The sequence below is a fragment of the Winogradskyella luteola genome (genome assembly GCF_019203985.1).
GTDB lineage: Bacteria > Bacteroidota > Bacteroidia > Flavobacteriales > Flavobacteriaceae > Winogradskyella > Winogradskyella luteola.
In genome coordinates this window covers 121,130-138,032 of the sequence record NZ_JAGSPD010000008.1, presented here as the reverse complement: position 1 = coordinate 138,032, position 16,903 = coordinate 121,130, and the positions used below count along the sequence as shown (strand labels likewise).

The 16,903-nt window shown below is 36.0% G+C and carries 11 protein-coding genes and 1 tRNA gene; 4 read left to right on the top strand and 8 right to left on the bottom strand.

The window, feature by feature from the left end; translation table 11 throughout:
* Window positions 1-3,261 (bottom strand): TAT-variant-translocated molybdopterin oxidoreductase, encoded by a 3,261-nt coding sequence (locus KCG49_RS11145; RefSeq protein ID WP_218546557.1) that lies wholly within the window; start codon window positions 3,259-3,261, stop codon window positions 1-3.
* Between the two features lie 77 nt (window positions 3,262-3,338).
* On the bottom strand, window positions 3,339-4,649 hold the full coding sequence (locus KCG49_RS11140; RefSeq protein ID WP_218546609.1) for a c-type cytochrome: 1,311 nt from the start codon (window positions 4,647-4,649) through the stop codon (window positions 3,339-3,341).
* A gap of 210 nt (window positions 4,650-4,859) precedes the next feature.
* Here KCG49_RS11140 and KCG49_RS11135 point away from each other — a divergent pair, with 210 nt between their 5' ends.
* A complete protein-coding gene (locus tag KCG49_RS11135; protein WP_218546556.1) occupies window positions 4,860-5,243 on the top strand; it encodes an SPOR domain-containing protein in 384 nt (127 codons plus the stop codon).
* Window positions 5,244-5,314: 71 nt separating this feature from the next.
* Here KCG49_RS11135 and infB read toward each other — a convergent pair whose 3' ends face one another.
* The 3 genes from infB to rimP form a co-directional block, all read right to left on the bottom strand.
* Window positions 5,315-8,014 (bottom strand): translation initiation factor IF-2, encoded by a 2,700-nt coding sequence (gene infB / locus KCG49_RS11130; protein WP_218546554.1) that lies wholly within the window; start codon window positions 8,012-8,014, stop codon window positions 5,315-5,317.
* 104 nt (window positions 8,015-8,118) lie between these two features.
* On the bottom strand, window positions 8,119-9,351 hold the full coding sequence (gene nusA / locus KCG49_RS11125; protein WP_218546552.1) for a transcription termination factor NusA: 1,233 nt from the start codon (window positions 9,349-9,351) through the stop codon (window positions 8,119-8,121).
* 12 nt (window positions 9,352-9,363) lie between these two features.
* Window positions 9,364-9,828, bottom strand: coding sequence for a ribosome assembly cofactor RimP (gene rimP, locus KCG49_RS11120; protein ID WP_218546550.1), 465 nt, complete (start codon window positions 9,826-9,828; stop codon window positions 9,364-9,366).
* Window positions 9,829-9,982: 154 nt separating this feature from the next.
* Between rimP and KCG49_RS11115 the strand changes: the two genes are divergently transcribed.
* Window positions 9,983-10,807, top strand: coding sequence for a universal stress protein (locus KCG49_RS11115; protein ID WP_218546548.1), 825 nt, complete (start codon window positions 9,983-9,985; stop codon window positions 10,805-10,807).
* A gap of 54 nt (window positions 10,808-10,861) precedes the next feature.
* Here the strand turns inward: KCG49_RS11115 and KCG49_RS11110 are convergent.
* A tRNA-Gln gene (locus KCG49_RS11110) sits at window positions 10,862-10,934 on the bottom strand.
* Between the two features lie 153 nt (window positions 10,935-11,087).
* Between KCG49_RS11110 and KCG49_RS11105 the strand changes: the two genes are divergently transcribed.
* Together KCG49_RS11105 and KCG49_RS11100 are read left to right on the top strand one after the other, a co-directional pair.
* Window positions 11,088-14,483 (top strand): glycosyltransferase family 117 protein, encoded by a 3,396-nt coding sequence (locus tag KCG49_RS11105; RefSeq protein ID WP_218546546.1) that lies wholly within the window; start codon window positions 11,088-11,090, stop codon window positions 14,481-14,483.
* 6 nt (window positions 14,484-14,489) lie between these two features.
* On the top strand, window positions 14,490-15,167 hold the full coding sequence (locus KCG49_RS11100; RefSeq protein WP_218546545.1) for a polysaccharide deacetylase family protein: 678 nt from the start codon (window positions 14,490-14,492) through the stop codon (window positions 15,165-15,167).
* On the opposite strand, the gene KCG49_RS11095 is transcribed toward KCG49_RS11100, so the two are convergent.
* Entirely contained in the window at window positions 15,164-15,460 is a 297-nt protein-coding gene (locus tag KCG49_RS11095) for a thioredoxin family protein (protein ID WP_218546544.1), read from the bottom strand. The two genes, KCG49_RS11100 and KCG49_RS11095, sit on opposite strands and share 4 nt — an antisense overlap.
* A 106-nt stretch (window positions 15,461-15,566) precedes the next feature.
* Window positions 15,567-16,793 (bottom strand): metallophosphoesterase, encoded by a 1,227-nt coding sequence (locus tag KCG49_RS11090; protein ID WP_218546543.1) that lies wholly within the window; start codon window positions 16,791-16,793, stop codon window positions 15,567-15,569.
* Between the last annotated feature and the right edge of the window lie 110 nt (window positions 16,794-16,903).

Genomic DNA, 16,903 nt, shown 5'->3' with positions numbered 1-16,903 from the left:
TTATGCTTTAGCTGTATTTCTTACTTTGGTCTGATATACCACATTTGGTTTTACACCAACATGCTCTAGTAAGTGATACGCTCTATTATCGTCTTTTAATTCAGCTATTTTGCTGTCTTTATCATTGATGTCCCCAAACACCATAGCTCCATTTCCACAAGCTGCAGAACAAGCCGTTTGGAATTCACCATCCTTAACAGGACGGCCTTCACGCTTAGCATCAAGAATTGTTTTTTGTGTTTTCTGAATACACATAGAACATTTTTCCATCACTCCACGAGATCTTACAGTAACATCCGGATTTAATACCATACGTCCTAAATCATCATTCATGTAGTAATCAAACTCATCATTCTTATTGTATAAGAACCAGTTGAAACGACGCACTTTATATGGACAGTTGTTAGCACAATATCTTGTACCTACACAACGGTTGTATGCCATGTGGTTTTGACCTTGACGACCATGTGCTGTTGCTGCAACGGGGCAAACCGTTTCACAAGGAGCATGATTACAGTGCTGACACATTACAGGTTGGAATGCGACTTGTGGATTGTCTGCAGGGCTTTCCATTTCACCAAATTCACTTAATGAACTATTCAATCCGGAAATATTATCTTTCTTTTCATTATCCCCTTCAAATGAGTCTTGAGATGAATAATATCTATCAATACGCAACCAGTGCATATCTCTACTTCGTCTCATTTCAGTTTTACCAACTACAGGCACATTGTTTTCTGCATGACATGCAATAACACAAGCTCCACAACCTGTACAAGCATTTAAGTCTATAGATAAGTTAAAGTGGTGACCAACAGAACGGTCAAATTCGTCCCATAAATCTACATCTGGAGAGGTTACAGGAGTTTCTATATGGTTTAAGGATACCACAGGAACTTCATTCCAAACATGTTTATCCTTAGTATTGAAAATTTCTAATGTCGTTTCTTTAATGATGTCGCCACGACCCATTAAAGTATTGTGCAACTGCACACAAGCAAACTCGTGCTCGCCAGTAACTTTCTCAATAGTTACGTTTTGTACTGTATTGAAGTCTTGGTATAAAGGATAGGCATTAACACCTGTTTTCATTTCCTTTTTAAGCGCATCGGATGTTCTTCCATATCCAAATGCTAAACCAACAGAGCCTTTGGCTTGTCCTGGTTGAATGATTACCGGTACATTCTCAACAGTGACTCCATTAACGGTAACGTTAGCATAACTACCGTTTAGTCCGCCATTGGCAACATTCCAGTTTTTCAACTCTAACTTATCAGCATCAGCTTGAGAAACTGTTAAATAGTTATCCCAAGTGGTTCTTGTAATTGGGTCTGGAAATTCCTGTAACCAAGGATTATTAGCTTGCTGACCGTCTCCCATACCTATTTTGGTATAAAGTGAAAGTTCCATGCCTCCTTGAGATTTTGCAGAACTCGCTAAAGCTCTAGCAGCATCCCCACCAGATAAAACTGAACCTAAACCAGCAGAACCACCATTATTTACAGTGGTAGATGTTGTTGTAGTGACATATTCGTCCTTATCCTCTTCTTTTATACCAACACCTACGGCAACATCGTGAATAATACCACCAACAAATGTTCTATCTTTTTTATCTTTTAATTCTGTCGTTGTTGTAACTGTAGATGAACCATTACCAGAACCATTTCCTGATCCACCAACCACAAACACACCATCTTGAATCGCCTTGTTAAATGAAGCGCCACCTAAGATATTACTTGTCCAGTAGGATTTAATATAATCTCTATAAGAAGTACTATTCCCGTTCCATGCTAGAAGCACTTCTTGAAATTGCTTTGTATCAAATAGCGGGCGGATCGTTGGCTGCATCATTGAATAATGACCAGACTTTAATTCGTAATCACCCCAAGATTCTAAGTTATGAGGAGTTGCAGCAATATATTGGCAGTTAGAAGCTGTTTCATCTTGCTTCATTGAGAACGCAACTGATAATTCCGTTTTCGCTAAACCTTCAGCAAAGTCTGATGCATTTTGCAATGTATACATTGGATTAACACCATTCATAATAATGGCTCCAACCTTGCCAGCTTTCATATCCGCAACTAATTGCATTACGGCTTTATCGCTTCCCTGTCTTGTATATATTGTTGTTTTAGGGTCAAACGCTTTACTTCGTAAATGAGCATTGATTTCTAAAACAGTTGTTTGTGCATTAACATCTTGAATGCCTGTAACTACAACAGCATTACTACCTGCTGTACTTAATTCTTTAGCAGCAGCTTTTATGGCAGCATCTAATCCTTCAGGAAGATTTCCACCTCCTACAGAATTTCCTGTAACATAGCTATATAATTTTGCTAGAGCTAAACGCTGTTGGCTCGGTGTCATAGGCACGCGCTTATCTGCATTTGCACCAGATAAAGACATATTCGATTCAAACTGAATATGACGAGACATTTTACCATGGTCTGGAACACGTTTCTTAGCATAAGCCGACTCAAAACCACCACCTTGCCAATCACCTAAGAAATCAGCACCAACAGAAACTATGGTCTTGGCTTTAGAGAAATCGTAATTAGCCATTCCTCGTTTACCATACTTGGCTTCGTAAGCATCTAAAGTTGCTGATTCTGAAACCGCATCGTAAGCCACGTGCTTTACGTTACCATATTTTGATGCAAATTCTGAAATTAATTTATTTGTTGATGGACTTGGCATCGTCGCTGTTAAGAAAACAATTTGTTTTCCGTCAGCTAGTCCATTTAATTTTGAAGTCGTTTCGGACATAAAGGTATCCCAAGAGATTTTAGCATCTCCTTTCATCGGAGTCTTTACCCTTAAGTTATCGTACAATCCTAAAACCGAAGCATTGACTCTTGCATTAGCTATACCATTGGTAGCAGCGTCTGTATTGTTCTCGATTTTAATTGGTCGCCCTTCTCTTGTCTTCACTAAAACACTAGCGAAATCAAATCCATTTGCAATTGTTGTCGCATAATAGTTGGCAACACCTGGAATAATTTCCGTTGGTTGTACTACGTAAGGAATTGACTTTATCACTGGCCCCTCACAAGCAGCTAATGAAGCGGCAGCTGTACTGAACCCAACGTATTTTAAGAAATCACGACGCGATGTAGATGAAGACTCTAAAGATTCTTTATCTCCTAAAAATTCATCTGTTGGAATTGCTTCCACAAATTCATTTTGTTGTAGCGTCTCAACAATAGAGCTGTTTTCGTTTAGCTCTTCAACACTTTTCCAGTATTTCTTGTTTGATGACATATTGTTATTTATGATTTTTGATTTACGATTATGTTAGTATCAACTTTCATAATTCGTCAATCGTAATTCTTTAATTCTTAATAGTGGCACTTACCACATTCTAATCCGCCCATCTGTGCCGCAGTTAACTGCTCAACACCATACTTTTTAGATAATTGCTCGTGTATCTTTGTATAGTACTCGTTATCTTTAACTTTTACGTTTGTTTCTCTGTGACAGTTAATACACCAACCCATAGTTAATGGTGAGTGTTGGTACATTATTTCCATTTCTTCAACAGGACCGTGACAGGTCTGACACTCAATCCCAGCAACAGATACGTGCTGCGAGTGATTAAAATAAGCAAAATCTGGTAGGTTATGAATTCTAATCCATTTCACTGGTTTAGAATCTCCTGTATAAGCTGTACCGTCCCATCCTACAGCATCATATAGCTTTTGGATTTCAGCGTTGTAATCTACACCGTATTCTTTTCCTTCCGCTAAAGTTGCAGGTGCCACTTCACTGATTGATTTATGACAGTTCATACATATATTGAGTGATGGAATACCTGAATGCTTACTCACTCTAGCTGAAGAGTGACAATATTTACAATCAATACCATTATCACCAGCATGTATTCTATGTGAATAATGAATTGGCTGAACAGGCTCGTAACCTTGATCTACACCAACCTGCATAAAGTAACCATATACAAAATAACCACTTGCCAACAAGAAGAAAATTGCAGTAACCAATACCAAGAACTGATTTTGCACAAAAGCTTTCCATAGTGGCGTACCTTTGGTTTCAGTTACAGCCTCAAGCCCTTTAGCTTCAGCAAAGCGATTTAATGTGCGCTTAACCAAAACAAGTGCCATAGCTAATAAACCGAATAAAACCGCTAAAGCTCCGAGAATTAAATTGTTTGAAACTCCACCTTGATCTCCGCCACCGCCACCAGTATTTGCAACATAATTTGGACAACCTGGCTGGGGATTAGCAATACAAGGGTCTACTTCTTGTGCCGTGTAAGCCAAGATATCCGAAATATCTTTATCGGTCAATGTTGGGAAAGCCGTCATTGCCGTTTGGTTGTATTCATTATAAATCTTAACTGCGTATGCATCGCCAGCCTTTATCATTGCAGCACTGTTACGAATCCAAGCATTTAGCCATTCTCGGTCTAAGCCTTCTTCCTCTGCCAATCTTGCCTCTACGTTTCTTAACGCAGGCCCAGTCATTGGTTTATCTAATTTATGACAAGCCGCACAATTGGTATTGAACAAGGATTTTCCATTTGCTGGATCACCATCTTGAGCTATAAGTGAGGTTGAAAACGTGAGTAATAAAATAAAACCTAAATGAAGAATCTTTGAGGTTAAATTACGGTAGATCACCTGTTTCATATTAATGGTTGAATTATCTTCTAAACTTTGGTACGATTTTTTCATTAAAAAGTGAAAAAACATGTTTGTAAAAACTCTTGCAAAAGTAACATTTAAAGTCGATTTTGAAAATCTTAGAGAAGTGTTAATATCTAATTTATACCTATTCTAAATAAAATTTTTATCACAATACCGTTGAATAATATACCTTTGCATCAAAACAAAATAATTATGGTATTTAAAACCAAATATTTAAGCCTTTTAACGCTACTGCTTGCATTTACCGTTTCTATTAATGCACAGCAAGGAAAAGTGAACGTGGAACAAGATAGTGATATTGACAAGCTATTAGAGTATAAAAAAGATATTAAAACCACTAAGGTCTATAGAATACAGGTGTACCAAAGTGTTGATCCCGATAGAGCCAAACGTGAGAAAATCAATTTTTTAAATGCTTATGGCGAATGGCCCGTGGAAATCGTTTGGAATACACCAAACTACAAGGTTTGGGTTGGTAACTTTGCCACACGTTTAGAAGCCGACAGAGCTTTAGCTAAAATTAAAAAGGATTATATGAACGCTATTATTTTTCAGCCCAAAACGGATAAAAAATAAGTTAGATACGACTAAAATAATTTGCATAAAAAAAGCGACTTTTTACAGTCGCTTTTTTGTTTGATATAATTTTATTTAAGTTTCTTTTTAACCTCAACCTCTTGGAATGCTTCTATAATGTCTCCTTCTTTGATATCATTATAACCCTTAACTTGTATACCACAATCGTAACCTTTAGAAACTTCCTTAACATCATCTTTAAATCGTTTCAACGATGCCAATTCACCTGTGTGAATAACCACACCATCTCTAATCAATCGAATACCAGAGTTTCTAAATATTTTACCATTAGTAACCATACAACCAGCGATCGTTCCTATTTTAGAAATCTTAAAAGTTTCTCTTATTTCTGCAGTACCGGTAACTTCTTCCTTAACTTCTGGTGACAACATACCTTCCATTGCATCCTTAAGATCATTAATGGCTGCGTAGATAATTGAGTATGTACGGATATCGATTTCTTCCTTATCTGCAATAGATCTGGCATTACCGACAGGCCTTACATTAAATCCGACAATAATTGCATCAGAGGCCGTTGCTAATAACACATCACTTTCAGTAATCGCGCCAACACCCTTATGTATAATATTTACCTCAATCTCTTCAGTAGATAATTTTTGGAATGAATCCGTTAATGCTTCAACCGAACCATCAACATCCCCTTTTAGGATAATGTTTAATTCCTTAAATGTACCTAGCGCAATACGACGACCAATTTCTTCGTAGGTTAAACGTTTTTGCGTTCTTACTGATTGCTCTCGTTGCAATTGCGTACGTTTTGCTGCAATTTGCTTTGCTTCACGCTCGTCTTCAAATACATTAAACTTATCACCTGCTTGTGGCGCACCGTCCAATCCTAAGATCGATACTGGTGTTGACGGGCCAGCTTCTTCAATATCATGACCACGCTCATCATGCATTGCTTTTACCTTACCACTATTTTTTCCTGCTAAAACATAGTCTCCCACTCTTAAAGTACCTGCTTGTACTAAGATTGTAGATACATAACCTCTACCTTTATCTAAGTAAGCTTCAACAACAGTTCCAACAGCTGGTTTTGAAGGATTTGCTTTTAATTCTAACAGTTCTGCTTCAAGTAAAACTTTTTCAAGTAATTCTTTGACTCCTGTTCCGAATTTGGCCGAAATATCATGCGACTGAATTTTTCCTCCCCAATCTTCAACCAATAAATTCATGCCTGCCAAACCTTCTTTTACTTTTTCTGGATTAGCATCTGGTTTATCAATTTTGTTAATAGCGAAGACAATAGGAACTCCAGCAGCTTGTGCATGCGAAATCGCTTCTTTGGTTTGTGGCATTATCGCATCATCTGCTGCTACAACAATAATCGCAATATCTGTGACTTGGGCACCACGAGCACGCATCGCTGTAAAAGCTTCGTGACCCGGTGTGTCTAAAAATGCTATTTTTTGTCCACCTTCTAACTGTACGCCATAAGCTCCGATATGTTGTGTAATTCCACCCGATTCCCCAGCAATTACATTTTCTTCACGAATGTAATCCAAGAGCGATGTCTTACCATGGTCAACGTGGCCCATTACCGTTACAATTGGTGCGCGAGGTTTTAAATCTTTAGGATCATCCTCTACCTCTTCAATGGATTCTTCAATATCTGCCGTTACAAATTCTACTGAATAACCAAATTCTTCCGCAACAATAGAAAGTGTTTCTGCGTCTAATCGTTGGTTCATGGTTACCATCATGCCCAAAGACATACATGCTGAAATGATTTCGGTAACACCAACATCCATCATTGTAGCCACTTCACTTACCGTTACAAATTCGGTAACCTTAAGGGTTTTACTTTCTGCTGCTGCTATTTCTTGATCAATTTCTGTCTGCTGACGGTGCTGATCTCTTTTTTCTCTACGGTATTTGGCTCCTTTTCCTTTACTGGATTTTCCTTGGAGTTTTTCTAAAGTCTCACGAATTTGCTTTTGTACTTCTTCCTCGCTTGGTTCTTCCTTAACCGCTTTTGGTCTCGAATTTCCTCTTCCTTTTCCTCCTCCTCTTCTATTGTCGAAATTAGGTTTACCACCACGATCATTTCCTCCTTTACTAATTCGGCGTCTTTTGCGCTTATTACCATCATTAGAAGTTGATTTTTCTTCCTTTTTCTTTTTTGGTTTCTCGAATTTTGAGAGGTCTATCTTCTTCCCTGTAGCCGTAGGTCCAGAAAGTTTTTTGTATTGCGTTTTTAAAGTTTCTTCTGCTGGTGCACCAGACCCATCTTCTTTTTCGAGTTTTTCTTTTCTGGTCTCTACAACTTTCTTAACTTCTTTTTTGGGCTTCTCTTGCTTCTCTTTTGGCTTTTCAACTGGTTTATCTGTTTTGGCAACCGTCTTTTTAGCTTCTGGCTTTTCTTCTTCTTTCTTCTTCTCTTCTTCTTTAGCCTTTGGCTTTTTATCTAAATCTATTTTACCAACTTGCTTTGGCCCATCGAGTTCTGCCTTAGCCTTAACTACAGCTTCTTTAGCGGCTTCTTTCTTTTCTTTTTCTTCAATTTCGCGTTCGCGCTTTTCACGAAGCTCTTCTTTTTCCTTGAGCTTTGCTTCACTCACTTCTTGGGCTTTTTCACGCTTAGTTGCATCCGTCTGAAATTCATCAGAAAGCGTGTCATAAACCTCTTGCGAAATTTTTGTATTAGGGCTTTTCTCAATCTCGATACCTTTTGACTCTAAAAAGTCTACAGCACGATCTAATGAGATATTTAATTCCCTTAATACTTTATTAATTCTAATTTGAGCCATAAATTGCCTGTAATATACTTAAATCTGTTTTATATCAATCTAACTTTTTATTGAACTCGTTTAAATGAATTCATTATTTTAAAGTTTTAAAGTTAAACTGCTATTTAGTCTTCAAATTCTTCTTTTAGAATTCTAATGACCTCTAATATTGTTTCTTCTTCTAAATCTGTACGTTTTACTAAATCGTTAACGTCTTGCTCTAAAATACTTTTTGCGGTATCTAAACCTGCTTTGCTAAATTCGTCAATAATCCATGCGTCAATTTCATCAGAGAATTCTTTTAATTCTACATCTTCTTCAGCACCTTCTCTAAATACGTCTATTTCATAACCCGTTAACTGACCAGCTAAGCGGATGTTATGGCCACCTCTACCAATGGCTTTTGAAACTTCCTCTGGTTTTAACAATACCTCAGCACGCATGTTTTCTTCATCTAATTTTAATGATGTTACACGTGCAGGACTTAATGCTCTGGTTACAAAAAGCTGTACATTGTTTGTATAGTTGATTACATCGATATTTTCATTACCCAATTCGCGTACAATACCATGAATACGAGATCCTTTCATACCGACACAAGCCCCAACTGGGTCAATTCTATCATCATAAGAATCTACAGCAACTTTAGCTTTTTCACCAGGAATGCGAACCACTTTTTTAACTGTAATTAAACCGTCAAAGACCTCTGGAATTTCTTGCTCAAACAACTTCTCTAAAAACAATGGTGATGTTCTAGACATAATGATTGCTGGCTTGCTTCCTTTTAATTCTACACTTTCAATAATACCTCTTACATTTTCTCCTTTTCTAAAAAAGTCTGAAGGAATTTGTCTGTCCTTTGGAAGAATGATCTCATTACCATCATCATCTAATAAAATAATTGCTCTGTGGCGTATATGATGTACTTCTGCAGTATATATTTCTCCTTCTAATTCCTTAAAATGCTTATATATATTTGTGTTATCGTGCTCATGGATTTTAGAAATTAAGTTCTGTCTTAATGCTAAAATAGATCGTCTTCCTAAATCGACGAGTTTGACTTCTTCTGCAACGTCTTCACCAACTTCAAAATCTGGCTCTATTTTTTGCGCTTCTGATAATGCGATTTCCTGGTTAGGTTCTTCAACTTCACCATCTGCAACCACAATACGGTTTCTCCAGATTTCTAAATCCCCTTTATCTGGATTTATAATAATATCAAAATTATCATCGTCACCATATTTCTTCTTTAACGCATTACGCAATACATCTTCAAGAATCGCCATCAGCGTAACTCTATCTATTAACTTATCGTCCTTAAATTCTGAAAATGACTCAATTAACGCTACATTTTCCATAATTGATATGAATTAAAATTTTATTTTAACTTTTGCTTCTTTAATATCTTTAAAGGCCACATTGGCCTCTTTAGTTACTGTTACTTTTCCTTTTCCTACTGGTTTTGGCTCTCTAGCTTTCCATTTTAAAACTACCCCTTCTTCATCTGTTGCAGCGAGTTGACCCTCAAGGTTTTCGCCACTATTAGTTTTTACTTCTAGGTTTCTACCAATATGCTTTTTATACTGTCTTGGCAAAACCAAAGGTGTTGTTGCACCAGATGATAAAACCTCTAAAGAAAAATCGTGCTCGTCTCTATCTATATTGTGTTCAATGGCTCTGCTGATATACATACAATCTTCAACTAGCACTCCATTATCACCATCAATCACAACTTTAATGGCATTATCTCCAGAAACATTAAAATCTATCAAGAACAAGTCTTGTCTTTCATCTAATGCATTTTTCAATAAATCCTCTACTGTTTTCTTGAACATTTTTAAATATAAAAAGAGAGGACTTTTCGTCCTCTCGCGTATTCATTTCCGTAAATAACGTTGCAAATATACAACATTTATATTGATTTTTCAAAGCTTCGTAAAGTGGAATTATTTTCATAATTTTATGAGACTAACACAAATCAAAAATATAATGAATAGAATACTAGTCCCTACAGATTTTTCAGAGCAAGCAGAAAACGCATTAAAAGTAGCTGCAATGCTAGCAAAAAAGCATAATGCAGAGATTTATTTGCTACACATGATGGAGATTCCCATGCAGCAAATCGATCCTGGTTCCGTACGTAGCGACATTCCTGAGACCCTGTTCTTTATGAAGTTAGCACATAAGAAATTTGAAGATCTCATGGAAAGTGATTTTTTAGAAGGTATAACTGTCCATGAAACCGTGAAAGCAGACATCACTTTTAATGAAATAAAGAAATCTTGTAAGGAATTAGATATTGATTTAATTGTTATGGGCTCTCATGGGGCTTCTGGTCTCAAGGAAATGTTTGTGGGCTCTAATGCAGAAAAAGTTGTTAGAACATCTGATGTGCCTGTTTTGGTTATTAAAAATCATCATGCAAGTTTTAATATCAGAAACTTTGTTTTTGCTTCGGACTTTAAAAACGATAATAAAAAAACATACGAACAAGCGGCTAAGCTTGCAGAACTATTAGGTGCCAAAATACATTTACTCTTAGTAAATACAGCTAATAATTTTATTACCACATACAATTCTAGAGCCAGAATCAATGATTTTATCTCAGGACAAACCTTTAAAAATTATACTATAAACGTACATAATGACACAAGTGTAGAAGAAGGTATACTAAACTTTTCTGAAGAGATTGATGCAGATCTAATTGGTATTAGTACTCACGGCAGGCAAGGTATCGCACACTTCTTTAATAGTAGCATTAGTGAAGATTTAGTCAATCATGCTAAACGACCTGTGATTACTTTTAAGATATAAAATATTCTTTATGAAATATAAAAAGCCCTAATCGAATTCGATTAGGGCTTTTTGTTGGCCTACTAGGGCTCGAACCTAGACTCTTCTGGACCAAAACCAGACGTGTTGCCAGTTACACCATAGGCCAATCTCTCAAAATGAGGATGCAAATTTAAGACAAAGTTTGTCTTAGGCAAAAAAAATGCTAAAAAATAATTGAAATTACTTAACGTTAACTTAAAAACGTAGGCATTACTATAATAATTAGTAAATTCGCCTGCATTAAATAGAAGTGATTTTCATGACAGATTTTAACTTTAAAAGGTGGAATAACATATTAGCTTGGTTTGTGTTTGCCGTAGCATTTGCAGTATATGCTCTAACCATAGAACCTACAGTAAGCTTTTGGGATGCTGGCGAATACATTTTAACCTCATCAAAATTACAGGTTGGACATCCACCTGGAGCACCACTGTTTCAAATGTTAGGAGCTTTTTTCTCCATATTTGCTCTTGAGCCTTCCCAAATAGGGATGATAATAAATATGATGAGTGCTGTTGCCAGTGCATTTACTATACTTTTTATGTTTTGGACTATCAGCATATTATTAGTAAAGCTTGTTAAATATAAAACTGACTCAAGTAAAAATAAAGGCATAGCCATATTGGGCAGTGCTTTAGTTGGCAGTTTAGCTTTTACGTTTACGGATTCGTTTTGGTTTAATGCAGTAGAAACCGAGGTATATGCCATGGCCACCTTAATTATGGCTGTGATGTTTTATCTTGCGTTACGTTGGGAACAAGACATGCACAAACCTAGAGGTAACCGTTGGCTTATACTTATCGCTTTTGTTATTGGTTTGTCTTTTGGTGTCCACTTTATGGGTTTATTGACCATTCCTGCAATTGGTCTTATCTATTACTTTAAAAATTACAAAACCATAACAATACAGAATTTCATTATTGCAAATTTGGCTTCTGCAGCAATCTTGCTTTTTATATTCAAATTATTATTGCCAACTACCTTAAAACTTTTTGGTAATCTCGAAGTGTTTTTTGTCAATTCTATAGGTCTACCATTTAATTCAGGTACAATCATCACAGGTTTAATGGTCATTGCTTTGTTCTATTTTGGATTGAATTACACCAGAAAAAAACAAATGATCCATGCAAACACCTTAGTACTTTGTCTCATGTTTATTTTCATAGGATTTTCCTCTTGGATGATGCTACCCATACGTGCCAATGCACAAGTGATTATTAATGAAAATGATCCTTCTGATGCCCGAGAGCTTTTGGCATATTACAACCTAGAGCAATATCCTGAAACGCATTTGTTCTATGGCCCACAATTTACCGAAATTTACTCTGGTGCAGATAAAGATGAGCCTTTTGTCGACGATAAAAAGAATTACGAACGCGATGAAGAATTAGGTGAATACGTTATTATTAATGACTGGGAAGGCAGTAAGCAAAACTACAATCATGACCATGCTGCAATATTACCTAGAATGTGGAGCAGTGAACATGCCGAAAATTATATGATGTTTACGGGCTTGATTGATTTTAAAGTCGATCCAAACCTACAAACCCGTGCCTACAATGAAGCTTTGAGTTATGGTCTTTCGGAAGAAGAGGCAGGTCAGTATTCTGTACAGGAAAAAAGGCGATTCGATAAAGTGGTTAATGATTTTAGACAGCGGGTTGCCAATGGAGAAATCGATTATGAAGGTTATGACCAATTTTTAAGACGTTATGGCCAGCAATATTTAACTATTGAAAAACCATCTTTTATCGATAATCTTGCCTATATGTTTCAGTATCAGTTTGGTTACATGTATTGGCGTTATTTTATGTGGAATTTTACAGGCCGACAAAATGATATACAAGGAAAGTATGATGATTTTAACGGTAATTGGATTTCTGGAATTAAGCCTATTGACGAATTACATCTTGGAGTATCGCAAGACAATTTACCAACCGAAGTTTTGGAAAACAAAGCCAGAAACACTTATTATTTCCTCCCATTATTGCTAGGTTTAGTTGGATTTTTCTTCTTAATGTATACAGACGCTAAGCGCTTTTGGGTATTGTTGGTATTCTTTTTACTAACAGGGATTGCCATTCAATTTTACACTAATGTAAGACCTTTTGAACCACGAGAACGTGATTACTCTGTTGTAGGCTCGTTCTATGTGTTCGCCATTTGGATTGGTTTTGGTGTTTATGCGATTTATGATTTGTTGAAATCCAGTCTGAAATCCAAATTTTTAGCCCCTGTAATTACTTTAACCTGTATTGTAATTGTTCCTGGTATCTTGGCTGCAAATAATTGGGACGACCATGATCGCTCAGGAAAATATACTGCCAATGCTATGGCACGTAAATATTTAGAATCTTGTGATCCAAACGCTATTCTATTTACTATTGGAGATAACGATTCGTTCCCACTTTGGTATCTTCAGGAAATTGAGGGGGTACGTAAAGATGTTCGTGTAGTCAATACCAGTTTGTTTCAAACAGATTGGTACATCGACCAAATGAAACGTAAAGCTTACGAAAGTGATCCAATTCCTTCACAATTAACACATAATCAATACAGAGGCGGAACCAGAGATGTTATTATAAGGCGAGAAATAACCAAAGACACTTTACCAATAAAAGACTTTATGGACTTTGTTTCTAGTGATAAACCAAGTACAAAGTTTAAGTATGTAGTAGAGCGGCAAGGAGAAGACCCAAGACAATACCCAAGTCATATCTTGAACACTAATTATTTTCCAACTAGACATATCAGTATTCCTGTTAACAAAGATGTTGTATTAAAAAACGGAATTGTGAAACCAAAGGATGCAGATAAGATTGAAGATAAGCTCTATGCAGAAATTGAGGGGAGTTATATCTATAAAAACCGCTTGTTAATGCTAGATATTATAGCCAATAACAATTGGGAACGCCCAATTTATTTTACTGGTGGCGCCTTTGGAGCAGACGATTACATTTGGCTTAAAGACTATCTACAGCTAGATGGCATGTGCTATAAACTTGTACCAATAAAAACACCTGTAGATAGAGCCAATCCATACGATATGGGACGTGTTGATGCGGACTTAATGTACGATATGGTAAAAGAATGGAATTGGGGAGGTAGTGGAGAAGATATATACCACGATATAGAAACCCGAAGAAACGGTATTACCTACAGAGGTAATTTAGCACGCTTAATTGAAACACTCATCAATGAGGAAAAGTTAGAGAAAGCTGAAGAAATTGCTGATTTAGCAATGGAGAAAATGCCAGTTGATAAATTTGGTTTCCATTCACTTTTAGAACCTTATATAAGTGCTTATTATGAAATTGGCAATAAAGAAAAAGGACGCGCACTTTATAAAGATGTAGCTAAAATATACCAAGAAAATATTATGTATTTTGGTGGATTGGATGAGGATGACCAGATGCGCTTAATAGAAGACATCTACTTAGACATTCAACGCTATAGAGCTTTAGTGGATATTTTAGTGGTTTATAATGATAAAGATTTTGCTCTGGAAGAAACCAAGAAATTTAATAGCTACCTAAGTTTATTAGATAAATTGATGGGACCTTCGGAAGAGGAAGACATAATACCAGAAGATTTAGATATCAATGCTATTTTAAACGACTCCTTACAAGATTCCATAGCACCTGAAGAAGACTAAAAAATCATGCAGATCATTCCAGCAAAAACACCTGGATTTGTAAAGACACTATTTCCAAATTTTATCTGGAATATAGATACCGATAATAAAGAACTGTATCTAACTTTTGATGATGGTCCAACTCCCGAAATTACAAATTGGGTACTTCAAACCTTAAAATCTTACAAAGCAAAAGCCACCTTCTTTTGTATTGGTAAGAACATTAAAGAAAACCCTAGGGTTTTTTGGGAAATTCTTAAAAACGGCCACTCAGTTGGAAATCATACATATTGGCATTCAAAAGGGTGGAAAACCAAAAGCAGTGCTTACATAACCGAAATTGAATTCACAAATGAATTGATTGAGACTTACATAAATAAATATGAGCGGAAAATTTTAAAGTCTGAATCTGAAATTAGCAATCCAAAAATTTTCAGACCCCCATACGGTAAGTTTAAAACAAAACAAGCCAAACAACTTCAAAAACAAGACTACAAAATAGTAATGTGGGATGTGCTATCTTACGACTGGGACAAATCTGTGTCTGAAGAAGCTAGCTATAACAATGTTATTTCAGCCTCAAAAGAAGGCAGTATTGTTGTGTTTCATGACAGTGTTAAGGCCTCCCGAAATTTAAAATATGTACTTCCGAAGGTTTTGGATTATTACAGTGAAAGAGGTTTTCAATTTAAAGCTCTATACTAAATATACTCTTGGATAACACCTATTAAAGTATTGGCATCTTGCTCACCACTATGACGCCATTTCATTTCACCATTTTTATAGATAATCAAGGTTGGTAATCCTTTAACCCGAAGGGCTTCTGCTAACTCCTTGTTTTTATCCACATCTATTTTTATGATCTTAGCTTTATCGCCAAGTACGGCAGCAACATCTCTAAGCACAGGATGCATGGCTGTGGACTGATCATTCCATTCTGTATAGAAGTCTAATAGTACCGGAATATCGACATCTATTAATTCCCCAAATTTTGACATACGTTAATAGTTTTAGTCAAATGTATTTCTTAGACCTACATGAATTTTTGTTAGTAAATCTAGTCTGTTTGTTATCAGCAAGATAAAAATAAACAATTGTTAGCAATTATGCTTCTTTTTTACCTTTTTTAAGCTCTATCACTGTGATTTCTGGCCAGATACCTACACGACCAGGATAGCCTAAATATCCAAATCCCCTATTAACATTGATGTATTGACCTAGTGCTTCGTAAATCCCTGCCCATTGTTTGTAACGCCATTTTACAGGACTCCACTTTATCCAACCCGGAATTTCAATTCCGAATTGCATACCATGTGTATGCCCACTCAAGGTTAAGTGATAATGGTAATCATCATTAACAACCTCAGCATCCCAATGACTTGGATCGTGGCTCATAAGTATTTTAAAATCGTTAGGCTCTATTTGAGATGATGCCTTTTTTAGGTCACCTGCTTTTTTAAAACCACCTTTCCCCCAATTTTCTACACCAACAATAGCAATTCTTTGACCATCCTTTTCTAGATAGCGATGCTCATTTAATAACAAATCAAAGCCTATGTCTTTTTGAATGGTCTTTAAATCCTCTAAATTCTTTGATTTTTCTTCTTTTGTTGGCCAATCTACATAATCCCCATAATCATGATTTCCCAAAACCGAAAACTTACCATCTTTGGCTTTAAGTCGACCAAAAGTATCTTTCCAGGGAATCATCTCAGAAGCTTTATTATTTACCATGTCTCCTGTAAATAATATTGTATCAGATTGTTGCTCGTTTATTAAATCAACAGCATATTCAATTTTCTCTTTATTGTCGAAACTTCCCGAATGAATATCACTTATTTGGGTTAGCCTGTATCCGTCAAAGGCATCTGGCAAATCTTCAAAATGCAATGTGTAGTTTAATACTCTAAATCTGTATTTACCTCTATACATACCATAGAGTAATGATGTAAAAGGAATAGCCGCTAGACCAAGTGCAATCTGGCTTACAAACTTTCTTCGAGATGGTAAATAGAACGTTTCTTTAGTGACCAATTTATCATACAATCCTAACGCACCTCTTATTATGTCTTCACCTAAAAGAATTGGCACCAAAACTAAAGCTAAGGACATGAAAGCTAATAGAAAACCAAACGCATAGCTTTTTGCCGGGCTTAAAACACGACCTTCGGAAGATGTTGTAAACTGAAATATAAAGTTACCTATAACAACTACAGCAATCGCTATAAATAGGTAATGTACCCAGCTTTGTTTAGTTATTGTTTTTATAGCTTGAAAACTATAAATCGTAAACAGCAAATAAACAATTATAAAAATAATCCAACGCATCATGCAAAATGTTTAAAAAACAAATTTAGTGAACGATAATAAAAAGTATCTTATTAATTTGTTAATGCTATTGAAATAATGTTTATCGGATATGATTATTGATTTAGTATATT

What these genes read in the sequence shown, in the direction of transcription:
- KCG49_RS11115 (WP_218546548.1), top strand. Translation starts at nt 9,983, where the DNA reads ATGAATAGAATACTAGTCCCTACAGATTTTTCAGAGCAAGCAGAAAAC.
- KCG49_RS11100 (WP_218546545.1), top strand. Translation starts at nt 14,490, where the DNA reads ATGCAGATCATTCCAGCAAAAACACCTGGATTTGTAAAGACACTATTT.
- KCG49_RS11140 (WP_218546609.1), bottom strand. Translation starts at nt 4,649, where the DNA reads ATGAAACAGGTGATCTACCGTAATTTAACCTCAAAGATTCTTCATTTA.
- KCG49_RS11105 (WP_218546546.1), top strand. Translation starts at nt 11,088, where the DNA reads ATGACAGATTTTAACTTTAAAAGGTGGAATAACATATTAGCTTGGTTT.
- rimP (WP_218546550.1), bottom strand. Translation starts at nt 9,828, where the DNA reads ATGTTCAAGAAAACAGTAGAGGATTTATTGAAAAATGCATTAGATGAA.
- nusA (WP_218546552.1), bottom strand. Translation starts at nt 9,351, where the DNA reads ATGGAAAATGTAGCGTTAATTGAGTCATTTTCAGAATTTAAGGACGAT.
- KCG49_RS11135 (WP_218546556.1), top strand. Translation starts at nt 4,860, where the DNA reads ATGGTATTTAAAACCAAATATTTAAGCCTTTTAACGCTACTGCTTGCA.
- KCG49_RS11145 (WP_218546557.1), bottom strand. Translation starts at nt 3,261, where the DNA reads ATGTCATCAAACAAGAAATACTGGAAAAGTGTTGAAGAGCTAAACGAA.
- KCG49_RS11095 (WP_218546544.1), bottom strand. Translation starts at nt 15,460, where the DNA reads ATGTCAAAATTTGGGGAATTAATAGATGTCGATATTCCGGTACTATTA.
- infB (WP_218546554.1), bottom strand. Translation starts at nt 8,014, where the DNA reads ATGGCTCAAATTAGAATTAATAAAGTATTAAGGGAATTAAATATCTCA.
- KCG49_RS11090 (WP_218546543.1), bottom strand. Translation starts at nt 16,793, where the DNA reads ATGATGCGTTGGATTATTTTTATAATTGTTTATTTGCTGTTTACGATT.